The sequence below is a fragment of the Paenibacillus sp. QJM3NY_38 genome (assembly GCF_056173265.1).
The window spans coordinates 4599652-4622112 of record NZ_CM149665.1; the positions used below are offsets into that span (position 1 = coordinate 4599652).

The 22461-nt window shown below is 49.7% G+C and carries 20 protein-coding genes and 1 pseudogene; all 21 read right to left on the reverse strand.

The features are described 5' to 3' along the window. Positions 1-174 precede the first annotated feature (174 nt). On the reverse strand, positions 175-1131 hold the full coding sequence (locus AC0VZ8_RS21150) for a dipeptidase (RefSeq protein WP_475484312.1): 957 nt from the start codon (positions 1129-1131) through the stop codon (positions 175-177). A 91-nt stretch (positions 1132-1222) separates the two neighbouring features. Then, entirely contained in the window at positions 1223-1483 is a 261-nt protein-coding gene (locus tag AC0VZ8_RS21155) for a stage V sporulation protein S (protein WP_006211249.1), read from the reverse strand. A 129-nt stretch (positions 1484-1612) separates the two neighbouring features. Beyond that, on the reverse strand, positions 1613-2407 hold the full coding sequence (locus AC0VZ8_RS21160; protein WP_260065710.1) for a TIGR00282 family metallophosphoesterase: 795 nt from the start codon (positions 2405-2407) through the stop codon (positions 1613-1615). A gap of 136 nt (positions 2408-2543) precedes the next feature. Further along, a complete protein-coding gene (gene rny, locus AC0VZ8_RS21165) occupies positions 2544-4085 on the reverse strand; it encodes a ribonuclease Y (protein WP_071220152.1) in 1542 nt (513 codons plus the stop codon). 359 nt (positions 4086-4444) lie between these two features. Next, a complete protein-coding gene (locus AC0VZ8_RS21170; protein WP_071220151.1) occupies positions 4445-5182 on the reverse strand; it encodes a regulatory protein RecX in 738 nt (245 codons plus the stop codon). 142 nt (positions 5183-5324) lie between these two features. Then, positions 5325-6386 (reverse strand): recombinase RecA, encoded by a 1062-nt coding sequence (gene recA / locus AC0VZ8_RS21175; RefSeq protein ID WP_194544872.1) that lies wholly within the window; start codon positions 6384-6386, stop codon positions 5325-5327. A gap of 287 nt (positions 6387-6673) precedes the next feature. Beyond that, a pseudogene (locus AC0VZ8_RS21180) lies at positions 6674-7937 on the reverse strand (competence/damage-inducible protein A). A gap of 103 nt (positions 7938-8040) precedes the next feature. Next, positions 8041-8628, reverse strand: coding sequence for a CDP-diacylglycerol--glycerol-3-phosphate 3-phosphatidyltransferase (pgsA, locus tag AC0VZ8_RS21185; RefSeq protein ID WP_113058685.1), 588 nt, complete (start codon positions 8626-8628; stop codon positions 8041-8043). A gap of 259 nt (positions 8629-8887) precedes the next feature. Continuing rightward, positions 8888-9379: a YajQ family cyclic di-GMP-binding protein gene (locus tag AC0VZ8_RS21190; RefSeq protein ID WP_475484313.1), complete on the reverse strand. Its 492-nt coding sequence runs from the start codon at positions 9377-9379 to the stop codon at positions 8888-8890. Between the two features lie 149 nt (positions 9380-9528). After that, complete coding sequence (locus tag AC0VZ8_RS21195) at positions 9529-9702, reverse strand: DUF4175 domain-containing protein (protein ID WP_146746999.1); 174 nt, start codon at positions 9700-9702, stop codon at positions 9529-9531. A gap of 77 nt (positions 9703-9779) precedes the next feature. Then, a complete protein-coding gene (locus tag AC0VZ8_RS21200) occupies positions 9780-10817 on the reverse strand; it encodes a RodZ domain-containing protein (RefSeq protein WP_475484314.1) in 1038 nt (345 codons plus the stop codon). A 48-nt stretch (positions 10818-10865) separates the two neighbouring features. Next, positions 10866-11633, reverse strand: a complete 768-nt coding sequence (locus AC0VZ8_RS21205; protein WP_475484315.1) for a DUF3388 domain-containing protein — start codon at positions 11631-11633, stop codon at positions 10866-10868. 204 nt (positions 11634-11837) lie between these two features. Further along, positions 11838-12092: a DUF3243 domain-containing protein gene (locus tag AC0VZ8_RS21210; RefSeq protein ID WP_009589302.1), complete on the reverse strand. Its 255-nt coding sequence runs from the start codon at positions 12090-12092 to the stop codon at positions 11838-11840. Between the two features lie 108 nt (positions 12093-12200). Next, entirely contained in the window at positions 12201-12971 is a 771-nt protein-coding gene (gene ymfI / locus AC0VZ8_RS21215; RefSeq protein ID WP_071220144.1) for an elongation factor P 5-aminopentanone reductase, read from the reverse strand. Next, positions 12971-14251 (reverse strand): EF-P 5-aminopentanol modification-associated protein YfmH, encoded by a 1281-nt coding sequence (yfmH, locus tag AC0VZ8_RS21220; protein WP_475484316.1) that lies wholly within the window; start codon positions 14249-14251, stop codon positions 12971-12973. Before yfmH ends, ymfI begins: the two co-directional genes overlap by 1 nt. A 3-nt stretch (positions 14252-14254) precedes the next feature. Beyond that, positions 14255-15535, reverse strand: coding sequence for an EF-P 5-aminopentanol modification-associated protein YfmF (gene yfmF / locus AC0VZ8_RS21225; protein ID WP_475484317.1), 1281 nt, complete (start codon positions 15533-15535; stop codon positions 14255-14257). A 125-nt stretch (positions 15536-15660) separates the two neighbouring features. Beyond that, positions 15661-16473: a spore cortex-lytic enzyme gene (sleB, locus tag AC0VZ8_RS21230; RefSeq protein WP_071220141.1), complete on the reverse strand. Its 813-nt coding sequence runs from the start codon at positions 16471-16473 to the stop codon at positions 15661-15663. A gap of 208 nt (positions 16474-16681) precedes the next feature. Further along, the gene (locus AC0VZ8_RS21235; RefSeq protein ID WP_475484318.1) at positions 16682-17788 is read right to left on the reverse strand and encodes a glycoside hydrolase family 88/105 protein; all 1107 of its coding nucleotides are present in this window, start codon (positions 17786-17788) and stop codon (positions 16682-16684) included. A gap of 42 nt (positions 17789-17830) precedes the next feature. Beyond that, a complete protein-coding gene (locus AC0VZ8_RS21240; protein ID WP_475484319.1) occupies positions 17831-19345 on the reverse strand; it encodes a UxaA family hydrolase in 1515 nt (504 codons plus the stop codon). Further along, positions 19342-20853 carry a tagaturonate reductase gene (locus tag AC0VZ8_RS21245; protein WP_475484320.1) on the reverse strand — a complete coding sequence of 504 codons (1512 nt, stop codon included), beginning with the start codon at positions 20851-20853 and terminating at the stop codon, positions 19342-19344. The genes AC0VZ8_RS21240 and AC0VZ8_RS21245 overlap by 4 nt, the downstream gene beginning before the upstream one ends. 3 nt (positions 20854-20856) lie before the next feature. Then, positions 20857-22281, reverse strand: a complete 1425-nt coding sequence (gene uxaC, locus AC0VZ8_RS21250) for a glucuronate isomerase (RefSeq protein ID WP_475484321.1) — start codon at positions 22279-22281, stop codon at positions 20857-20859. Between the last annotated feature and the right edge of the window lie 180 nt (positions 22282-22461).

A 22461-nucleotide genomic window follows, 5' to 3' on the forward strand; every position in this document is an offset into this window, starting at 1 on the left:
CTCACTCCTTGTTTTTCTCTATATGCTGTACATGCCATCACCTATTATACTCTCTATTACCCAAAAATAAAAAGGCAACCCGGGTGATTCAGGCCGCCTTCTTCCGATTCACGAGCAATCTGCAACAGGATTGTCAAAGTTATCCTCGAATCATGGTCGTTATGCGAAAGGTTACTATGCTTGGGCTGACAATGAAGGTAAATTCTGCTCAAGAAAATGGAGGGCATACTCCGACATCCAGCCCTTTACCATCGATTCCGGGTAATGTTTAAGCAGCAGCTCCTGAAATTCAGGATACCGGCCCGGATGCTCAAGCCCGGCAACCCATTGATCAATCCCGTCGAAGTCCGAACCAAACATGATGTGCTTTTCACCGCCCAGCTCACAAATCTTCTCGATATGCGGCAATATGTCCTCCGGCTTCACACGATCTACTCCGCTGCGGATAAACCAGGGCACAAACGTGATTCCAATCATTCCGTTTAGCGCAATTAGTGCCCTTATCTGCTCATCATTCAAATTCCGGGGATGCTGGCAGACGGAGTACGCATTGGAATGCGAGGCGATGATAGGCCCTTTGGTCAGCTCCACGAGCTCCCAGAAGCCAGCTTGGGACAGATGAGACACATCCAGAATGATGCCCGTCGAATGGCATACCTCTACCAGCTGCCTTCCCCGTTCCGTGAATCCCCCATTTCGCTGCTCTAATGCTCCATCCGCAGCCCAGTTCGCATAATTCCAGGTAACCCCCATCAAACGCACGCCCATCTCAAACAAGAGCTGGACGTAATACAAATTCCCCTCCAGCCCGTCAACGCCTTCCAAAGACAGAACGCCGAACCGTCCATGCTGCCCTTGTCTGATCTCTTGGAGCTGCTCCCGCCAAAGCAGGGGCTTAAGATGTCCCGGTTTAACGATGCGGCTGCGATATGTATCGAGTTGTGCCAGCACCCGTTCAAAGGATGGTCTACCCCATTTCTCCGATAAAAAAACAGCGAACACCTGAAGGGCCAGGTCGCCCTCCTCCATGCGCTGCAGCGTTACATCCAAATGCGGGTCGTCCACAAAGGAGGCTTGGGGAGCTTCCCACATTTTGCTCAAAACATCACAGTGAAAATCAACCGTACGCATCGCGCCGCTCATCTCCCTTCTGAACTTGTCACAGCAAAAAGCCTGTTTACACCAAGTAGAGTAAACAGGCTAATACCTCAACATTCGAAATTTATCTAGGTTCTACGATCAATTTAATTGCCGTCCGGTCTTCGCCATCAATCACAATATCCGTAAAAGCAGGGATGCAAATCAAATCCACCCCGCTCGGTGCTACAAATCCCCGGGCAATCGCTACCGCTTTAATGGCCTGGTTCAGTGCTCCCGCCCCAATCGCTTGCAGTTCCGCTCCGCCCCGCTCCCTAAGAACTCCAGCGAGCGCCCCTGCAACTGAATTAGGATTGGATTTTGCTGAAACTTTTAATACTTCCATGGTAAGTACCTCCCCTGGGAATGTTGAGTGATGGTTTGCTTCCGCTTACTAGATGTTATTCGTGAGAGGGGAAAAAATTCCTGCTTTTTACCATCCGTTCCTAATTTAATTAAACGGATTCCGCCTTTTTTAATCCATCCGCCATTCGTCTTCGTACATGCGGATTTTCTGTATCTTCCGGGCTCTTCCCGTGTCCTCATCCATATCCACGCATACCGCATGGAACTGCCATTTACCTTCGTCGACCTGGAAACGGGCAGGAAGCTGGGTCTTGAACTTATACATCACCGCATCACGCTGCATGCCGAGGATGCCTTCCTTGGAGCCCACCATGCCGGTATCCGTAATATAAGCTGTTCCTCCCGGCAGTATGGTATCGTCATTGCTTTGCACGTGGGTGTGCGTTCCGACCACCATCGAGGCGCGGCCTTCCAGATGCCATCCCATGGCAATCTTCTCCGACGTCGCTTCAGCATGGAAGTCCACCAGAATGCACTTCGTCTTCTGGCGAAGCTCATCCACAATGAAATCGGCTGCGCGAAACGGGCAATCGATGGCTGGCAGGAAGGTTCGTCCTTGTAGATTCACGATCGCCAGCTGTTTGCCGTTCGCTTTGATGATTGTGTATCCACGCCCCGGGGTGCCGGGCGGAAAATTTGCCGGACGAATCATGCGCGGCTCATCATCAATAAACTCAAAAATGTCCTTGTTATCCCAGGTGTGGTTACCCAAAGTGATGCCATGAATGCCCCAATTGAAAAATTCATTGGCGATGGCCGAGGTAATGCCCCGCCCTGAAGCAGCATTCTCCCCATTGGCAATAATGATGTGCGGATTATATTTGGACTTCAGCTCCGGAAGAGAAGCCTTCAAAGCTTTACGCCCTGTACTGCCGACAATGTCTCCAATGAATAATACGTTGATGTCAATCACTCCTTCAGGGATGCTTGTCCTGATTCCCGGCAGGACCGTTCCCGATTCATAAATGTCCAAAACTGTATTTTCGGTACTTGAAAGATAAAAAGTGGCCGGATTGCGGCCACTTTTTAAGGTCCAAACTCTATTTCGCGTAATCCACCGCTCGGGTTTCCCGGATGACGGTGACTTTGATATGACCCGGATAATCCAGTTCATTCTCAATGGTTTTGGTAATGTCACGCGCCAAGCGGAATGCTTCGGCATCGTCGATTTTCTCAGGCTGTACCATGACGCGAACTTCACGTCCCGCTTGAATGGCGTAGGATTTCTCAACGCCTTCAAAGGATTCGGAAATTTCTTCGAGCTTCTCAAGACGGCGGATATACGTCTCAAGCGTCTCTCTGCGTGCTCCCGGTCTTGCAGCAGACAATGCGTCAGCTGCGCCAACCAGCATGGCAATAACCGAAGTTGCTTCACAATCACCGTGATGAGAGGCAATGCTGTTGATAACCACCGGATGTTCCTTATACTTCTTCGCCAGCTCCACGCCGATTTCAACGTGCGATCCTTCCACTTCATGATCCAGCGCTTTCCCGATGTCATGCAACAGTCCTGCCCGTTTCGCAAGCACGATGTCTTCACCCAGTTCGCCGGCCATCAGGCCAGTCAAATAGGCCACTTCCATGGAGTGTTTCAACACATTTTGTCCATAGCTTGTACGGAATTTCAGTCGGCCCAGAATTTTGATCAAATCTGGGTGCAAACCGTGAACGCCAACCTCGAAAGTGGCTTGTTCTCCGTATTCGCGAATGCGTTCGTCCACTTCCTTGCGGGATTTCTCCACCATTTCTTCGATACGAGCCGGATGAATCCGTCCGTCCGCCACGAGCTTTTCCAAAGCTGTACGGGCAATTTCACGGCGAATCGGATCAAAACCGGAGAGAATAACAGCTTCCGGAGTATCATCGATAATAAGGTCAATCCCTGTAAGGGTCTCAAGCGCACGAATATTCCGGCCTTCACGTCCGATAATCCGGCCCTTCATTTCTTCATTCGGCAAAGTGACAACAGATACCGTGGTCTCCGCGACGTGATCAGCCGCACAGCGCTGAATAGCCAGCGTAATGATCTCGCGTGATTTCTTATCTGCCTCTTCCTTCGCCTGCTGCTCGATTTCTTTAATCATCTGAGCGGTTTCATGACGAACTTCCTGCTCAACATTACTGAGAATAATGCTGCGGGCATCCTCCATCGTCAGATTGGAGATGCGCTCCAGTTCTGTCGTTTGTTTCTTGTAAATGGCATCGATTTGCTGCTGTGTCTCTTCTATTCGTTTCTCTTTGTTCGCCACTTGTTCTTCTTTACGTTCCAAAGATTCTATTTTTTTATCCAGCGACTCTTCCTTTTGCAACAATCTGCGCTCCTGCCGTTGAATTTCATTCCGGCGCTCACGAGTGTCTTTTTCAGCTTCGGCTCTAATTTTATGAACTTCGTCTTTAGCTTCGAGAACCGTTTCTTTCTTCAATGCTTCTGCTTCCTTCTTCGCACTTTCTACGATCTGCAAAGCGGCATGCTCGGCACTGGAAATTTTAGCTTCTGCAAGGGATTTGCGAATAAAATAACCGAACCCAAAGAATATAGCGGCTACAACGAGAACGATTATGATCCACCAAATGGAATCCATCTGATCACCTCCTCGTTGGTTCCTCCAAGGCATTCCTTGGGAAATGTGCAATTGTCAGGTTACTCATTCATACATAAAATTTTCCGGCAGTGGAAGCTGCCGTCCATACTGCGCACGCCGTATCACGTACGCAAATCCCGCCTTAGCCAGCGGAATACATTTCACTATGAATTGGCGATTAAAGAATCTTTCACAAAGTAGTCACTTTTTTGGAAGGAAAAAGGATTCTAATTTATGATAAAAAGATTCATATTTATTTTAGTATTTATAAAAAGATATTGTCAAGGGAAAGCAATGGGTAAACGTCAGTTTCATCCAATGAAACCATTTCTTTCGCGAAAAAGTACCTAAACTGCCCTTTATTCGAAATCTTCCAGCTCGTCGTCCCACTCGCCCTTTTCCTGATCCTCGTCAACCAAACGCTTGAGCACCTGACGCACCTGATCCCCGCCGAAGCCTCTACGCATTAAATATGCTCCCGTTTTACGTTTGCGATCCAGCATCTCTCCATGGGTTTGCTGCCATTTTTTCCGTCCCACGGCAAGCGCGCTCTCCAATTCGGCATCTGCACTGATCTCGCCCAGAGCCTCGGAGATCAGCTCCGTGCCGATTCCCTTCTGTCTCAGCTCCTGTTTGACCCACAGCCGTCCCTTCTTATGGCTTGTCATTCGCTGCTCTGTCCACATCTTGGCGTATAACGCGTCATCAATCAGCTTGTCCTTCTCCAATCGCTCCAGCGTCGTCTCTATGCAGCTCGGCTCAAAACCTTTTTGCTGCAGACGCTGGGTGATCTCCTTGGCTGTTCTGGGTTTCCTGGACAGATGATTCAGCGCCTCTACATAAGCCCTCTGTCGTTCATCCGCCACGATAATTTCTTCAAGCTCTTCCTTGCGAAAAACATTCCCCTTGAACATCCGGTATTTCAGCATCACATCTTCATGAACGGTCATGAGGTACGGACCAAACGCGATTTGGTATCGGTGCTTGGGCTTTTTCAGCATTTCAACTGACGTTACAATCAAATCCTCATGGTCCGGAAAATGTCCTATACCTGATGCTTCTGCCTGCTCCGACATTTCCTTATTCTCTTCTTCCATATGTCGCTCCTCTCACTACCGCACCATTTCTGAGTAAAATAACCAAGACTGCATCTGGAAGTCTGAATAAATGCAAAGAAGACCGTCTGGCGTTACAAACACCGGACGGTCCTCAACACTGTAATCGATAACCAGCAATGTACTACTCTACTTTAAACAACTCTTGCTCTTCTAATTCCTCTTGTTCCTTATCCTTCTCGGAAGGCTCAGGAACAGCCGTGGTCAGATTGCTCGCTTCACGAATTTTGTTCTCGATAACACTAGCGATCTCCGGATTCTCTTTCAAGAATTGCTTTGCATTCTCCCGTCCTTGGCCAAGACGGTCACCTGAATAAGAATACCATGCGCCGCTCTTATCCACGATATCGAGTTCCGTTCCGATATCGATCAGGCTTCCCTCTCTAGAGATGCCTTCACCGTACATAATATCAAGCTCAGCCTGTTTGAAAGGTGGCGCTACCTTGTTCTTAACAACCTTAATCCGTGTGCGGTTACCCACCACATCGTTCCCCATCTTGATGCTCTCAATTCGACGCACGTCCAAACGAACCGTCGAGTAGAACTTCAAAGCACGTCCACCTGGAGTCGTCTCAGGGTTACCGAACATAACACCAACCTTCTCACGAAGCTGGTTGATAAAGATGGCAATTGTTTTCGATTTATTAATAGCACCCGACAATTTCCGAAGAGCCTGGGACATCAGACGAGCTTGCAGACCTACGTGGGAGTCACCCATGTCGCCTTCAATTTCAGCTTTTGGTACCAGTGCAGCAACCGAGTCAATAACGATGATATCAACTGCACCACTGCGTACCAGAGCTTCCGCAATTTCCAGCGCCTGCTCACCCGTGTCCGGTTGGGAGAGCAGCAATTCATCAATGTTAACGCCCAGTTTGCTTGCATACGATGGATCCAGAGCATGCTCGGCATCGATAAATGCAGCCTGTCCACCAGCCTTCTGAACTTCCGCAATCGCATGGAGGGCTACTGTTGTTTTACCGGAGGATTCCGGTCCATATACTTCAATAATCCGGCCTCTAGGCAAGCCGCCGGTTCCTAAAGCTATATCCAATGCCAACGATCCGCTCGGCACAATCTCTACTTGCATGTGGGTGGATTCACCCAGTTTCATGATGGAACCTTTTCCGAACTGTTTCTCTATCTGACGAAGCGCCATTTCCAGCGCAGCACGACGATCTGACAATTGTTCCACAACCCTTCACTGTTGATAGTCATATCATACCTTGTTTTGACACGTTTGCCAAGCTTTTTTTCGAACATACATTCGTTTTTTTTATTCGGCACCCCTTCCCGTATATGCTCCATGCCTTATGTATAAACAACAAGAACCGTGGCAACATCATACGATATGCCACGGTTCTTCCGTATTTCCCATTATACTCGGAACTGTTCGTTAATTCAAGAAGAGCTGCCAAGCAAGGTGTAAATTATTTACTTTTTTCGAATAGCGGATATCCCTATTCCGCAACCCTAAACCTGTTTAGAGGCAACAAGACGCTGCCAAAGCCGGTAGAGCAGCGCCTTCGCAGCTCGGAGCCGGATCGTTTCACGGTTACCCTGAAGGTGCAGCTCGTGCACTTCCGTTTCTTTTCCCCGTTGAGACAATCCGATGTAAACAAGGCCTATAGGCTTGCGTTCAGCATACCCTGGACCTGCCACGCCCGTTACCGATAAACCAAAGTCGCTGTCGGTTACCATCCGGACATGATCCGCAAGCGCTTCGGCAACCTCCGCACTGACGGCTCCCGGCGCATCATCCCCCTCAAGCAGCGCATGCGGGATATGCACAAGCTTCTCCTTGATCTGGTTGGTATAACAGATGATCCCGCCAAGGAACATGGACGCGCTCCCGGGGATAGAGGTCAGCGTCTCCGCTACAAGGCCTCCCGTGCAGCTCTCCGCAGCGCTCAGCGTCCAGTTATGATCCGCCATCATATCCACGATGACTTTCTCAATGGGCACATCCTCGTTAGCATACATAAATTCCGGACCTCTCTCCTGGATCCGGGCTTCCAGTTCATTCAGCCGGACCATGGCCTCAGCCTCGCTGGCTGCCTTCGTGGAGATTCGGACGGTGACCTCCCCCTCCTTGGCATACAACGCAATCGTCGGATCGGTCTGGGCCGTAATCAGGTCCTCCAGGCGCTTATCAAGCGCGGACTCCCCGATGCCTGCGAATTTGAGCATCTTCGAATAGATGGGAAGCTCTCCGGTAAGCACATGCTGCAGAAGCCAAGGCTTGGCCTCCTGCTCGAACATCGGCATCAGCTCTTTTCGGCGGGCCCGGCAACACAATGTAATGAGTCCCTTCATGGGATACCGCATTCCCGACGGCGAGGCCTGTTTCGTTCGGAAGCGGAGTCCCTCCCTCGATGGCCAGGGCCTGGCGCCGATTGTTCTCGGTCATTACGGATCCCCGTTCATGGAAGAAGCGTTCAATCCGATCCATGGCCATCCGATCAATATGCAATGAACGATTTAGAAAAGATGCGAGCGCATCCTTTGTCAGGTCATCCTGTGTGGGGCCCAGACCACCGGACAGAAGAACGATATCGGCTCTGCTGCTGGACAGCCGCAAGGCCTCCTTGAGTCTCTCCATGTTATCCCCGACAACGGTTTGATAGTATACATCGATTCCCATTGAAGCAAGCTGTCTGGACAAATACTGTGCATTGGTATTCACAATCTGTCCAAGAAGAAGTTCGGTTCCAACTGCAATGATTTCTGCTTTCATGATTCGTCCATCCTCCTGTGTCTGCTATCTCTTCACAAATACCCGCTTTCACTATGTTCTTACCCTGCGGAAGAAAAAAGCAATAGGATAGCTCCTATTGCCGTTATGCCCCGGTACCTTTGAGAAGGTGCCTGTTCTGGACAAAATATTCGATTCCCGAATAGATCGTAATCATCGCTGCAGCCCAGATTGCAATGACATCAAACGGAATTCCCAAGAATACAAACGGGAAATTATTGATCAGAAGCGCGACAATCGCCACAATCTGAATCACCGTCTTGATTTTCCCCGATTGACCTGCTGCAACGACGGAACCTTCCAGGAGTGCAATTTGTCTCAAGCCAGTAACCGCGAATTCTCTGCTGATGATGACTACAGCAATCCAGGATTCGCATTTGCCCATCTCCACAAGCGATATGAGGATGGCTGCCACCAGCAGTTTGTCCGCGAGCGGATCCAGAAGTTTACCCAGGTTCGTCACCATATTGTTTTTCCGGGCCAAATATCCGTCAATCCCATCCGTGCTTGCTGCAAGTATGAATATCAATGCTGCAATCAATTGGTTGTAGGGAAGGACAAAATCATTCCACACAATAGGAGCCGGATAAAAATCAAAATCCACCAGCAGAAAAATCATCATGACAGGGATCAAGCAAATGCGGGCCAACGTGATACGATTGGGTAAATTCATGGGGCAACCTCCCTTGCAACGGGTTGTCTTGAAATTTTCGCAGACCCCGCGACTGTTATCCATCTGTACTTCAATAGGGTCGCTCTTCCCAAGAGCCTAAAGGGTTCGAAGCGTGAAGCGCTGTCTGTCATATTCATCCCCCAGTAATCTATGTATACGTTAATCCTTATATATCGTTTTTTAGTATAATATTTCCGCTCACGCCCTGTCAAAAGAAACAAACCTGTCCATCCAATCCTATATGAGCCTGTGGCGGCGTTTATTTAAAATTCGTGAATTGCAGGTCCAGGGAAAGATCCGCTTTGCGAAGCAGCTGCATGATCTGCTGAAGATCATCCTTGCTTTTTCCGGTTACCCGAATTTGGTCACCTTGAATCTGACTCTTGACCTTCAGCTTGGAATCACGGATCAATATGTTGATCTTTTTCGAATTTTCCTGATCGATTCCTTGTTTTAAGGTCAGGCGCTGGCGAACGGTACCCATGGAAGCCGGCTCGATCTTGCCGTACTCCACATTTTTCAGCGACAAGCCCCGTTTCACCATCTTGGTTTGCAAAATATCAATAACGGCGTTGAGTTTGTACTCGTCATCGGATGCAATGACCAGTGCGTCCTTGTCCAGCTTCAAGCTGCTCTTGCTGCCCTTGAAGTCAAAACGGTTCTCGATCTCCCGCTCCGCCTGATTAACCGCATTGTTAAGTTCCTGCATATCCATTTTGGATACGATATCAAATGAGCTTTCTGAAGCCATGGTGAATCCTTCCTTTCATTTGGCGATAATGCTTCTATTATAGGTAAAACCGTGAGCCAAGTCTAATCCTATACGAGATCAGCGGGATAAATGTGAACGAAAAAGACTCCGCTTATCGCCAACATCCGGCGAAAACGAAGCCTGCTCCGTCAACTGCTAGCTTTCTCATCATGCACCGGACGGCGGAACATGCTCAGTATACCGAGCAAAATATGTGCCAGTCCAAAGCCTAATATGCCATATCCCCAGTCACTTGGAATCAAATAGTAGCCCAAGAGGCTGACGATAACGCCTAATCCGAATATAATCCAGTTGACCGTCACGAGAGCATCACCTCTTCCAGGAAGTGCAATAACAGCATGCAGCTGCATGCTGTTATGATGGCCTGGAGAACAGGCAATTATTCGATATCTGTGGTATCCGATGTACCTGTAGTATCTGTGGTGGTACCTGTGGCATCCGTACCCGTGTTGTCCATCGTGCTTGCGGAACCATCAGCCGGCTCCAGCAAGATACGCGACGTTGATTTTCCATCCGTTACGGGCTGGCCGCCAACCGTAATGGTGGTTGCAGCGGAATTCCCTGATTTCACGTAAAGTCCCTGGCTATCCAGGTCAAAGCTGAGAGAATCACCATTCTCAAGCATTTGGAAAGCCAGCTTCTCCCCGGAGGTATTGTAGCCACGATACACTTCTACCCAGCTCTTACCGTCGCTCGTTGCCACAATCTCAACCTTCACAGACGAGCCTGTTACCTTAAATACGGTGTTCTTGCCTTCCGTCCGGTCCTGCGTCACCGTCGTTTCTCCAGGCGTTGTATTTCCCGGTTCTTCGATGTCCGTGCCATCTGTTCCGTCCGTTGCGTCTGTTGCGTCTGTTCCTTCACCGTCTGTACCTTCGTTACCATTACCGGTATCGTCCGTGGTGTTGTCTCCGCCCTGCGCTCCGTCACCTGGCGTGGCGGGATCCGTATTCCCCGGGTCTTCCGGCTTTTGCGCTTGATCCGTCTGCGTCTGATCATTATTGCTTACCGGAGGTTCTTCCTTAGGCTCATTCGAATTGATGGCCACTAAGTAAATGACAACAACGATCAAAATCGGGAATGTCCACATCAGCAGTGTAGGCAGCCATTTCATGTTCCGTTCGGCTGAAGGTCTGGCGGCACGTTTTTGAATAACCGGTTCCATCGTCGCTTCCGGTTCGGATTTAGGCACATCCTGTTTATGGCCTTCAAGCAGTTCGTCCGGGTCAATCCCCACCGCTTCCGCATAGGTTTTGATGAATGCCCGCACGTAAAAACTGCCGGGAAGTACTTTGTAATCCCCTGCCTCGATGGCTTCCAAGTATCGCTTGCGTATTTTTGTCATTTCCTGCACATCATCAAGGCTCATCCCTTTTTGTAGACGCGCCTCCCTTAATTGCTGTCCCAGTTCGGACATGCCATCACCTCCTACTTTAGAAATTCGTGGTCAAAGCCAAAAACAATATTATAAATCGTCACTATAAGAGCCCGTGAACGTATCATAAACGATTTCCTCTTCCGGATTGTTTCGCAATTCGATTATAATGTCGAAATCCTCATAGGAATATTCGGATTCGCGAACAAAAATATCCGGATGCTCGATCACCTTCGTGCTCTCCATCCCCATGATATCCTGCAGGAGCTGGTAGTGACGTTCGTTGGATCGGATCGTGCTCACAATGCCGTCAACGATGAAAACATTGTTCGAATTCATCTCGTCCTCGGAGAGTTGACTGCGAATGGTTTGACGGAGCAGCGTAGAGGAAACAAAGGTCCAGCGCTTCATCGCGCAGACGCTGCCGGCGATAATGGACTCGGTTTTGCCGACGCGGGGCATTCCGCGAAGACCGATAACCTGATTACCTTCCCTTTTGAACAATTCACCCAAAAAATCAACAAGTAAACCGAGCTCATCACGCGTAAAACGGAACGTTTTACGATCATCCGAGTCCCGGTCAATATATCGTCCATGTCGGACAGCCAAAATATCGACCAGTTTTGGCGGTCTCAAGGCTGTTACCGTAATATTTTTCATTTTGTTTAACATTTTGCCCATCAGGATAATTTTTTCTTCATCATCCGTTTCCAGCAGCATTCCGCGAGTTTGGCCTTCAACCCCGTTAATGGTCAGGATGTTTACTTCGAGCATACCTAATACGGAAGCAATATCGCCGAGCAGACCAGGCCGGTTCTTATGTATCTTGTATTCCATGTACCATTGATTCGATTCCACAAAGACACCTCTTTGCACTTCTTTTCCATCAATATTCGACAAATTCCAGCGAAAATTGCACGCAAAAACAGGTCAAATGAAAAATGGGTCACGTTAATGATATATAAAATAAAAATGAAAGGCAAGTATTAACGATGACATGAAAATTACATTCTTTTTTCTTGACAAAAAGCCCCCGTTCGCGGGGGGCTTTTTGCAAGAGGGTTATGCGTTGTTCTTGGCCAGTTTCACCATCAGACGCGCGATAACGTGGCGTTCTTCCTCGTTACCTACATCCCACAATTCTTTCAGTGCCCGGTTAGATGAGTTTTGCGGGTCGACCTTCTCATCGAGGAAATCACCGATCTCATAAGCCAGCTGAGAAATGGTGTCTTCACTCATGCCCGCTTTCTCGGCTTGAACGACGCGCTCGCCCAGGAATTTCTTCCAGGAATCAAAGTTTTTGATTACGGATGACATGAATTAAATCCTCCTTTTGCGTGGTGGCAATTCAGATTTAAAGTAACAATAGTAATATGTCCCCGTAACCAATACCTTATGAGTGGTGAATTGCACCACGAATGACGATCAGGTCACCCAACCGCCATTCGGGCTGATCACTTGCCCGGTAATGTAGCCCGACTCGGGCAGCGCCAGAAAATACACCAGGGATGAAATCTCATCCGGCTGCGCCAATCTGCCGACCGGAATTTCATCCTCCAGCATGCGGATCTCATCCGATTCCAAATGCCCCAGCATGGACGTATCCACCGCGCCGGGGGCAACGGCATTCACCGTCACGCCTGATGGGGCAAGCTCCTTCGCAAGGGCCTTCGTAAAAGCGTTAACGCCACCCTTGCTTGTTGAATACAATACCTCGCAGGAGGCACCCGACAACCCCCAGATCGAGGAGACATTGATAATCCTGCCAAATCGCTGGGAGATCATACGCCCCATAAACGCCTGGGAACACAGAAACATCCCTCTCAGGTTGATGGACATCAAAGTGTCCCACTCCTCTTCCGTCACGTCAGACAGAAGCCCGTAATGGGATACCCCGGCGTTGTTAACCAGGATATCCGGCTCCATATCATGACTCTGAAGCTTCTCTTTCATGCGCAATATTTGCTCTTTGTCGCGAAGATCCGCGGATACAGTTAACACCTTAGCACCATAGGCCATACAGCGGCGGGCAACTTCATTGGCCGCTTCATGCGAATTCATGTAATGGATAACGACATTCATGCGTACCGAAGCAAAACGCTCGGCAACAGCCGCTCCAATACCTCTGCTGGCACCCGTGATCAGTACCGTCATTTCCCCGATCGGTTTCAATTCTCTTCCCATGTCTTGCTTCATTACGGACTCACAACGATCGATACGGCCAATTGATCCCAGTCGATATGCTCCCGCAGACGGCGGTTTACATCATCTATGGTAATGGATTCATAAACCGGTAGAACCTTAAAGAAATCCGCCCCGCGGAACTGATAGCGAGTGAATTCATGAGCAATATTTTCAGGGGAATTGAGCATGCGCAAATATCCGCCCATTTTCTTCTTGCGGGCACGCTCAAAGTCGGATGCCTGAAATCCGGTTGCTTTTAACTTATCCACCTCTGTGCGGATGCGCTCCAGAAGTTGGTCCGGATCCTTCGTGTCTCCGCCCACCGCAGAGAACGCATATTGGGGTGAACTGTTATATTCATGGCCGAAGCTGTCGGATATCAAATCCTCGTCATACAGCTGCTGATACAATTCCGTACTGGATCCGAACAGAAGGTCCATCATCAGCTTCGTTGTCAAATCTCGGCGCAGCTGCTCCTCGGCCGTTAGTCCGACATGCTTCTCCTTGAAGCCGAACAGGCATTTCGGCAGGGATACGGCCAGCCGGCTCTCTCGCCGCTTCTCTTCAACTCCCTGCGGCTCCGGATCGAATAAACGCTCGATGGAGCCTTGCTTCTCATACGATTTTCCGGCTTGATTCGAACGGATCAGGTTCATCGTTTCAACAGGATCTACGCCGCCCACCACGAACAGCAGCATGTTGCTCGGATGATAAAAGGCATTGTAACACGTATACAGATCTTCCTTCGTAATCGTTCCGATGGATTCCACCGTACCGGCAATATCGATGTGCACCGGATGCACCTTGTACATCGCTTCGATAAGACCGAAGTATACGCGCCAGTCCGGATTGTCCTGATACATGTTGATTTCCTGCCCGATAATCCCTTTTTCCTTCTCTACGTTCTGATCGGTAAAGTATGGGTTCTGCACGAAATTAATCAGCGTCTCCAAATTTTCATGGATGTTCTCCGTCGCAGAAAAGAGATACACCGTTTGGTCAAAACTAGTAAAGGCATTCGCCGAGGCGCCGTTCGAGGCAAACTTGGCAAAAATATCGCCTTCCGGCTCCTCAAACATTTTGTGTTCAAGAAAATGCGCAATGCCATCAGGAACGCGAGTTTCAGACTCGCCTTCAACCTTAAAATGGTTATCCACCGAACCATATTTGGTTGCAAAGGTCGCATAGGTTTTCTGGAAGCCGGGTTTAGGCAGCACATACACGTGCAGACCGTTATCCATCACTTCGTAATACAGCGTTTCCTGCAGGTTGTCATAATGAATGCTCTCCACCGGCTATTCCTCCTTTTGACCTTTCAGGAAATAGATCGTATCCAGCGAAAATGCCGAAGCCGCTTGCTTCACATCATCCACTGTAATGCCTTCCACCTGCTGCAGCAGCTCATCCGGCGTACGTTCCCGGCCCGACAGCGTGCGGTTGAAATCATACGCAATCATCTCAAAGGCCGAATCCTGCATTTCCTTAATAACGTTGCGGATCATGGCTTTTGTTTGGGTCATTTCGATATCCGTAATGGCACCCTTGGCCATGTCATCGAGCTGCTGTTGAATAATTTGGACAGCCTTCTCGAAATTTTGAACCTCGATGCCGGACTGGATGGTTGCGATTCCTTTATGGCCGTCATAACGGGACGACGCGTAATACGCCAGACTTTCCTTCTCCCTCACGTTAACGAACAGCTTTGAATGCGGGTAACCGCCCAAAATCCCGTTATACAACAGCGCGGCGGCATACTCGTCATCTCCGTAAGTAATGGTGCTTCTCAGACCCATGTTGAGCTTGCCTTGATTAATGTCCAGCTTTTCCACGACCGTCTGCGTCCCGCTCGCTGCCGTTCGCGTGGAGGAAGGAACATAATCCTTGCTTGCTGCTCTGTTCAGTTTAAAATGCTCCTCTACGAGCTTCTTCACCTCATCCAAACTCGTATCGCCAACCACATACAGATCCAGAACGGATTCATTAAGCCAGTTCTGATAGGACTCATACAAGCCTTCCGGCGTGATACCGTCAAGGTCCTTCCGTTCTCCTAACGGATGCAGCCGATACGGTTCGTTCTTGCACATAACCTCGATGCAGCGCTCCGCAGCGTAACGAATCTTATCATTGACGATGGACTCCAGCTTCTTGCGAACCGTGTCTCTCTCGGTCTGTACATAAGATTTGCGGAATGCTCCATTCTCTAACACGGGCTGGGTGAAAGCTTCGCCCAAAAAAGCAAATGAAGAGCGCAGAAGGCTCTCCGGACTCTTAACAAAAGAGTCATTGATCGTATCCATGCGAAAGTGCACGATCTGATAATCGCCGCGCTTATACACGTCAAATCCAAATCCGGCGCCGTACAGCTGCTCCAGCTGTTCTCGGAAAGCTCGCGTTTCCGGATAGGAAACGGTCCCTCTGCGCAGCACAAAAGGTGTAAGCGCGGTCGTGGTCACGGTTTCTTCTGCTAACGGACTTCCGGCGTAAAGCGATATCGCAAATGTCTTGAATCGGTTGGTCGGTAATACGTGAATCCGAATTCCTCCGACTGTACCGTGTTCAAATTCCGTTTTCGTCAAGGTCCATATCCCCTTACATCATGGATTGTCGTTGCCAAAATTTACTTCATCGATAACTTTCATTCTAACCCATTGCAAAGTGAAGAAGCAACCGAAGACAGGCCCCGGTTGCTGTTGTTTACGGCTTACATACAGAATATATGTTGACCGATGGTTTTGACTTGAGGGCGGGTCCAAATCCATGGCGAGGTGGCCGTTTTCGGATTGAAATAGTACAGGCAGCCTCCTGTCGGATCCCAGCCGCTCAGCGCCTGCTGTACTGCTTTCTTCGCCTGCTCGTTCGGTTCAAGCCATATTTGACCGTCGGCTACCGCGGTAAAGGCTCTCGGCTCAAATATAACCCCATGCGGCGTATTCGGGAAGCTTGGTGATTTTACCCGGTTGAGAATAACCGCCGCTACGGCAACCTGGCCTTCGAACGGCTCTCCTCGCGCTTCGCCATATACGGCATTCGCCATGATTCTCAAATCGTTCTCTGAAAGGCCCATTGAATCAGATGAGGCTAAGTTGTTATTGCCGCTTTCATTGTTTGCTGAACCTCCGCCACCACCGGCAGCTGCACCGCCTCCACCTTCATGAGCCTTCGGAGCAGTCGGACGGAAATCCTTGGTTGCATTATACAGTTTAAGCTTGACCTTCGGTCCTACGATACCGTCTACCTTCATGCCAAACTCCGATTGGAACCATTTAACGGCTCCTTGGGTTTTGGAGCCAAATACGCTGTCAATTTTCCCGTGATAAAAGCCCAGGTGTTTCAGACGGCCTTGCAGCTCATACACATCTTCGCCGGTAGAACCAAATTTGATGGTCTGCTGGCTAAAGGTTGGCAAAGCTTCCTGAAGATTCGAATGATCTGTTCCCAGGCCTCCCTGAGCGAAGACAACGGCAGACAACAGAATCGCAATGCTTATTAGAATCCAGATTCTTGAGTTTTTCATGCTGCGCTCTACCTTTCTCTTGTGGTTTAACAAGCCTCGCTACCGTTATTATGACAAGCCTGCCAGTTTCCTATGCACCTGTTCGGCGAGAGGACTGAACGAAGACAGCACATCATCGCAGCACAAAGAGAGCTGTTCCTCAGATTTTCTCAGAGGAACAGCTCTTTAATGTTCAGAATAGATTTAACGCTCGACCAAGGATTAATCCTTATATCCTGCCAAGCTCAACGCACGCCATGACTAACGCCCCAACACCATGGAGGTCATTCTCGCATTGCTGCCTTTCCACATAATGCTTATAATCGCCGACACCTGTACCGATACAGATCTTAGGCATGACCAGATGCCCCTGACCATCCATATATACGGATTGAGCCAGGCCGTTATATCCATGTCTTGCATGGGAGATCAAGGATGAATCCAGATAACCGAGTCGAATCCCTTTAGCCAAGGTATATATGAAGAGACTGGAGCAAGAGGTTTCCAGCCAATTGTCCTCCCGGGCCCCTTTATCTATAACTTGATGCCACAGTCCGGTAAGCGGATCCTGATAACGCACCAGCGCTTCGCTTAATTCACGGAGCACAACAGCCAGTTCTTCCCTCGCCGGATGGTCCTCAGGCAGTAAATCAAGGAACTCCACGATCGACAACGCATACCAGCCTAAGGCGCGTCCCCAAAATTCCGGAGATTGCCCGCTAACCGGATCAGCCCAAGGCATCGTCCTGCTCTCGTCCCAGGCATGATAAAATAACCCGGTTGCCTGATCCTTGGTATGTGAGCGCATCAACCTCTCCTGGAACAGCACTTCATCAAATAAATGGGGTTTATTATACTGCTGGGCATATTTCATCGTGAACACGCCGCCCATATACAAGCCGTCCAGCCACATCTGGTAAGGGTAGCGATCCTTATGCCAGTATCCTCCATCGGTGGTCCGATTCAAAGTAGATAACAGACGGAGCAGTTTATCCGCGGCAGCCCTGTACCGATGTTCGGGACATACAGCATCCAGCTCCATCAGGAGCAGGCCCGCTTGAACGGAATCCAGCTCCCCCCGCTCCAGCAGCAGATTCCCGTTGGAATCCACCAAATGATCGACATAGCCCTTAACGTAATCCAAAAACTTTGATTCACCGCTAAATTTCCATAATTGAGACATTCCAACCAGAAATACACCCTGGTGGTAATGCCACCGTCCTGCGGGCGGCAGCTGCTCCGGCGAATACATTTTCATGATCGATTGGCAAGCCTTGGTGCCGAGTTCTAGGGGTGACATGGTCAACTGTTCTTGCTGCTGAATGGGATTGGACATATAGGCTCCTCCTCTTTTTTAATCTTGTTCCAACAGCACACGCTATAAAATGACGCCATCCTTAAAAATGGATATTTCCCGGAAGCCATTGCGTTCATTTCTCGTCTGTTCAACGCCCGAGGCTAATTGGACAATACGATGCATGAGTTCCTCATGAAGCTCATCCATGCTTTTACCTTCCAGCAAAGCTCCTGCATTAAAATCAATCCAATGCTTTTTACGAGCGGCCAGTTCGGAATTTGTCGCGATTTTGACGGTGGGAACCGGACCGCCAAACGGCGTCCCTCTCCCCGTCGTGAACAGCACGAGGTGGGCCCCCGCTGCAGCCAGGGCCGTAACCGATACAAGGTCGTTGCCTGGCGCCTCGATCAGGTTTAACCCCGGCTTCGTTGATCTTACGCCGTAACGGAGTACATCGGATACGGTGGCGTTTCCCCCTTTTTGAGTACACCCCAGCGATTTCTCCTCCAGGGTTGTGATGCCGCCGTCTTTATTACCGGGAGAAGGATTTTCATAGATTTCCTGTCCGTGCGATACGAAATATTGCTTGAAATTGTTAATGAGCAACGTAATATCCTGGAACACCTGCTCGTTGGCGGCCCGATCCATCAGGATCGTTTCGGCTCCGAACATCTCCGGCACCTCTGTCAGAAGAGCAGTACCGCCGTGAGCGGTGATGGTATCCGCAATACGGCCCGCCAGCGGATTGGCTGTAATGCCCGACAGACCGTCAGACCCGCCGCATTTCAGTCCGATCTTCAGCTTGGACAGAGGAACCGCAGACCGTTTGAAAGTCTCGGCATATTCCACAAGCTCCGAGATGAGGGACAACCCCTCCTCCAATTCATCCTCCATGTCCTGAGCACGCATATATTGGATCCGTTTCCCTTCCTGCTCGCCAATCATCGCCTGCATTTGATCGATCTGGTTGTTCTCGCAGCCGAGCCCGATAATAAGCACGCCTGCCGCATTGCCATGCTGGGCCAGGGACGAGAGCAGGCGCTGGGTATGGCTTAGATCATCTCCAAGCTGCGAGCAGCCGTAGGGATGCGGGAAGTGATAAACCCCATCAATGCCTCTCCCCTGGAACTGCTGGCCAGCCATGCGCGCTAACAGCTCGCAGGTTTTGTTAATGCAGCCGACGGTGTTGATGATCCAAATTTCGTTGCGGATCCCAACCTGACCGCTGGGTCTGATATACCCCTGGAACGTTGGGGATTCCATAACCGTCGGTGATTCCTGAGCCGCTGCTTCTGCACCAGGCTTATACTGATACTCCACTTCACCGGATAGTCCGGTTTTCAAATTGTGGGTATGGATCCATCTCCCCGGCAAAATGACTTCCTTCGCCAATCCGATCGAATAGCCGAATTTCAAAACATGGCTGCCCGGCTCTATTAATCGAAGAGCTACCTTGTAACCTTTTGGCACATTCTCGGTTATCTCGATCGCATGCTCCTTCCCGTTCAGAAAACCGATGGCATGTTCTCCTGCCGACAAAGGACGAAGCGCGATACCGACGTCGTCCTTGTGATGAAGTATGACGATGTCGCTCATGTCTCGATCAGCTCCATTTCTTCGATATAACGGCTTACCGCTTCATGAAGATTGGGTATCCGGTTCAAATCCTCGCCCCACAAAGCCTGATCGCCAAGAATGGATGCCACAAGCTGACGTATGCTCCATTCCCCGTCTTCTACCTTTTGCCACGCTTGATAGAATGTCATCAGACTGTCCGGATCATCTCTTAACAGCATCCGTTCACCATCAAGACGCGTTCCGTACCACTGCTCTTCTACTTGTTTGGCATGATACAGACGGATCAAAGAGGCCAATCCCCGAGTCATGAGGCTTGGGGGCGTATTGTGCGAGCTGGCATATTCCTTTAAGCTTGGCAAAAGCCTCACCTTGAACTTGGAGATGCTGTTCATGGCAATATCCTGGAGCTTATGCCGAAGAAAAGGATTGCGGAATCGCTCCCACACCGTTTCGGCATAAGCCGTAACCTCTTCCGGCGGGAGAGGCACCAAGGGGACGATTTCTTGCAGCATTCCGCTGCGAATATCTTCTCCCCATTCCATGCTCTCTGCGATTTCTTTCACTTCAGTGAAACCGTGAAGCAAGCCGATGGAAGCCATCAGCGTATGCGTTCCATTCAAGATTCTTACTTTTCTTACCTGGTACGGCGTCAGATCAGGCACCCAGCTTACCTGAAGACCTGCCGACTGGAGGGGCAGCCTGGACTCCAATGAAGGGTCGCCCTCAATAGCCCAGAAATAATAGGGCTCCGCCGTGTTCAACAATCGGTCTTCATAACCCCATTGGTCAAAATAGCGCTCGGCCTCTTCCGGATATCCGGTTACGATCCGATCCACAAGCGAGTTCAGAAACAGGTTGCATTCCTCAACCCAGCTCCGAAAAGCCGGCGAAAGTCCCCAATCTTCCGCATGCCGCAGTACAATCGATCGCAAGATATCCCCGTTTCGTTCCAGCAGCTCGCATGGGAGGATCAACAGGCCCTTGTCCGGCGAGCCTTCATAACGCTCATAACGCCGATATAAAAGCATGGTAAGCTTAGCGGGGAATGACATCGGCGCTTCCGACGGATTCCAGTCACTAAACTGATATACGAGACCCGCTTCCGTTGTATTGGAGACGATGATCTCCAGGGAATCCAGCTCGGCCACACTCAAGAAATGCCCCCATTCCGCATAGGGGTCAATCATCTCCGAGAACACCGGGATCCATAACTCCTCCTCGATCTTCCGGCCATTCTGCAGGCCTCGGGTCAGCAAGCCGTATATCCCGTCCTGTTCCCGAAGCTGCTCCAGCTTGCGTGCTCCCCCAGGTCTTGGCTGACTGACGGCCACGCTTCCCTGGAACAGACCCTGCCGGTTGCATTCATATATCATCCAATCGAAGAACCCTCTTAGAAAATTGCCCTCGCCTATTTGCAGCACTTTAACGGGAAGGTTCAACATATCCTGGTCATGTCGCTGTTGTATTTGTAAAGAATCGCGTCCTACCAACCTCAATGCCCGGCCACGATCTGTCTTCGCATCCATGTCTTATCTCCCTTCCGTCCGGCCAAATCGAAAATAGCTCTCGGCGTTGTTGTAACAAATATCCTGGACGATTCCCCCGAGCCATGGAAGATCATCCGGTGCCTCTCCCCTTGTAACCCAATCTCCGAGGAGATTGCAAAGAATCCGCCGGAAATACTCATGACGGGTATATGACAAGAAACTTCTGGAGTCGGTCAGCATGCCGACAAATCGGCTTAATAATCCCATATTGCCGAGTTTGCTCATCTGGTCGACCATACCGTCTTTGGTATCGTTGAACCACCAGGCAGAACCGAACTGGATTTTGCCCGGAATACCGTCGCCTTGAAAACTGCCGATAAGTGCTGCGAGAATATCGTTATCGCTTGGGTTAAGCGAATAAAGAATCGTTCGTGGAAGTGACCGCTCTTGATCGAGCCGATCCATCAGCTTTACAAGCGGTACCGCGATTGGACTGTCGTGAATGGAATCATAACCCGTATCCGGACCCAATTGTCGGAACATCCGGGTGTTATTGTTGCGCTGGGCGTTAATATGAAATTGCATGACCCAGCCGAGTCTTGCGTAGATTTGGCCCAGAAAAAGCAGCGTATACGTTTTGAATTGATCCTCTTCCTGACGGGAAACCCGCTCCCCATTAAGCGCTTTCAGGAAGATGTCAGCCGCTTGAGTCTCGGTAACCTCTTGATAAGGCACGTAATCCAGTGCATGATCAGATACAAGGCCGCCAACCGAATGGAAAAACTCTGCCCGCTGCTCAAGTGCCTTCAGGAATGCCGAATACTCCGTAATCTCCATCCGGCTTCGGCCCGCCAACAATTTCACCCACGGCAGGAACGTCTCCCGGTTAATCTCCAGTCCCTTGTCCGGACGGAATGACGGAAGCATCTGAAAACCGGCATCGCCTTCCTCCGCCAGCTTGATATGATATTCCAAGCTATCCGTCGGATCATCGGTCGTGCAGACCACTTTCACGCGGCTTGAAACGATCAATCCCCGTGTGGTCAAATCATTTTCCTGCAGTCGTTTGTTTGCTGCTTCCCATATCTGCGGAGCATTCTGTTCATTAATGATATCCTGAATGCCGAATAGTCTTTGCAGCTCCAGATGAGACCAATGAAATAACGGATTGCCAATCGTCATCGGAACGGTGCGCGTCCAAGCCAAGAAGCGATCATAATCACTCACACCCGGGCCGCCCGTGATGTATGCCTCTTCTACTCCAGCGGCTCGCATTGCCCGCCATTTGTAGTGATCGCCGTTAATCCACGCTTCGGTCAAGTTCTCAAATCTGTGATTGTCAACGATCATCTGCGGACTCAGATGACAGTGGTAGTCGATGATTGGCATGTCTTTTGCATAATCATGGTATAAGGTGCGTGCAGTCTCGTTATTGAGCAAAAAATGTTCATCCATAAAAGGTCTCATGATAACACCGTCCATTTCTGTAGATTTACCTACTATGCTACAGCATCATCAGTTGGATTTCTTCACTTTTATTGCGAAATTGAAGGCTCATTCAACATATCTTGCTTTGTTTTGCTTAATAGAAGTTGGTACAATATAACTGAAGGATTAGAATGACCTGATCATGAATGAAATGAAACG

Excerpts from the sequence above, each read along its gene's own strand:
- AC0VZ8_RS21150 (WP_475484312.1), bottom strand. The coding sequence starts at position 1,131 with ATGCGTACGGTTGATTTTCACTGTGATGTTTTGAGCAAAATGTGGGAA.
- AC0VZ8_RS21155 (WP_006211249.1), bottom strand. The coding sequence starts at position 1,483 with ATGGAAGTATTAAAAGTTTCAGCAAAATCCAATCCTAATTCAGTTGCA.
- rny (WP_071220152.1), bottom strand. The coding sequence starts at position 4,085 with ATGGATTCCATTTGGTGGATCATAATCGTTCTCGTTGTAGCCGCTATA.
- AC0VZ8_RS21170 (WP_071220151.1), bottom strand. The coding sequence starts at position 5,182 with ATGGAAGAAGAGAATAAGGAAATGTCGGAGCAGGCAGAAGCATCAGGT.
- pgsA (WP_113058685.1), bottom strand. The coding sequence starts at position 8,628 with ATGAATTTACCCAATCGTATCACGTTGGCCCGCATTTGCTTGATCCCT.
- AC0VZ8_RS21190 (WP_475484313.1), bottom strand. The coding sequence starts at position 9,379 with ATGGCTTCAGAAAGCTCATTTGATATCGTATCCAAAATGGATATGCAG.
- AC0VZ8_RS21200 (WP_475484314.1), bottom strand. The coding sequence starts at position 10,817 with ATGTCCGAACTGGGACAGCAATTAAGGGAGGCGCGTCTACAAAAAGGG.
- AC0VZ8_RS21210 (WP_009589302.1), bottom strand. The coding sequence starts at position 12,092 with ATGTCATCCGTAATCAAAAACTTTGATTCCTGGAAGAAATTCCTGGGC.
- ymfI (WP_071220144.1), bottom strand. The coding sequence starts at position 12,971 with ATGAAGCAAGACATGGGAAGAGAATTGAAACCGATCGGGGAAATGACG.
- sleB (WP_071220141.1), bottom strand. The coding sequence starts at position 16,473 with ATGAAAAACTCAAGAATCTGGATTCTAATAAGCATTGCGATTCTGTTG.
- AC0VZ8_RS21235 (WP_475484318.1), bottom strand. The coding sequence starts at position 17,788 with ATGTCCAATCCCATTCAGCAGCAAGAACAGTTGACCATGTCACCCCTA.
- AC0VZ8_RS21240 (WP_475484319.1), bottom strand. The coding sequence starts at position 19,345 with ATGAGCGACATCGTCATACTTCATCACAAGGACGACGTCGGTATCGCG.
- AC0VZ8_RS21245 (WP_475484320.1), bottom strand. The coding sequence starts at position 20,853 with ATGGATGCGAAGACAGATCGTGGCCGGGCATTGAGGTTGGTAGGACGC.
- uxaC (WP_475484321.1), bottom strand. The coding sequence starts at position 22,281 with ATGAGACCTTTTATGGATGAACATTTTTTGCTCAATAACGAGACTGCA.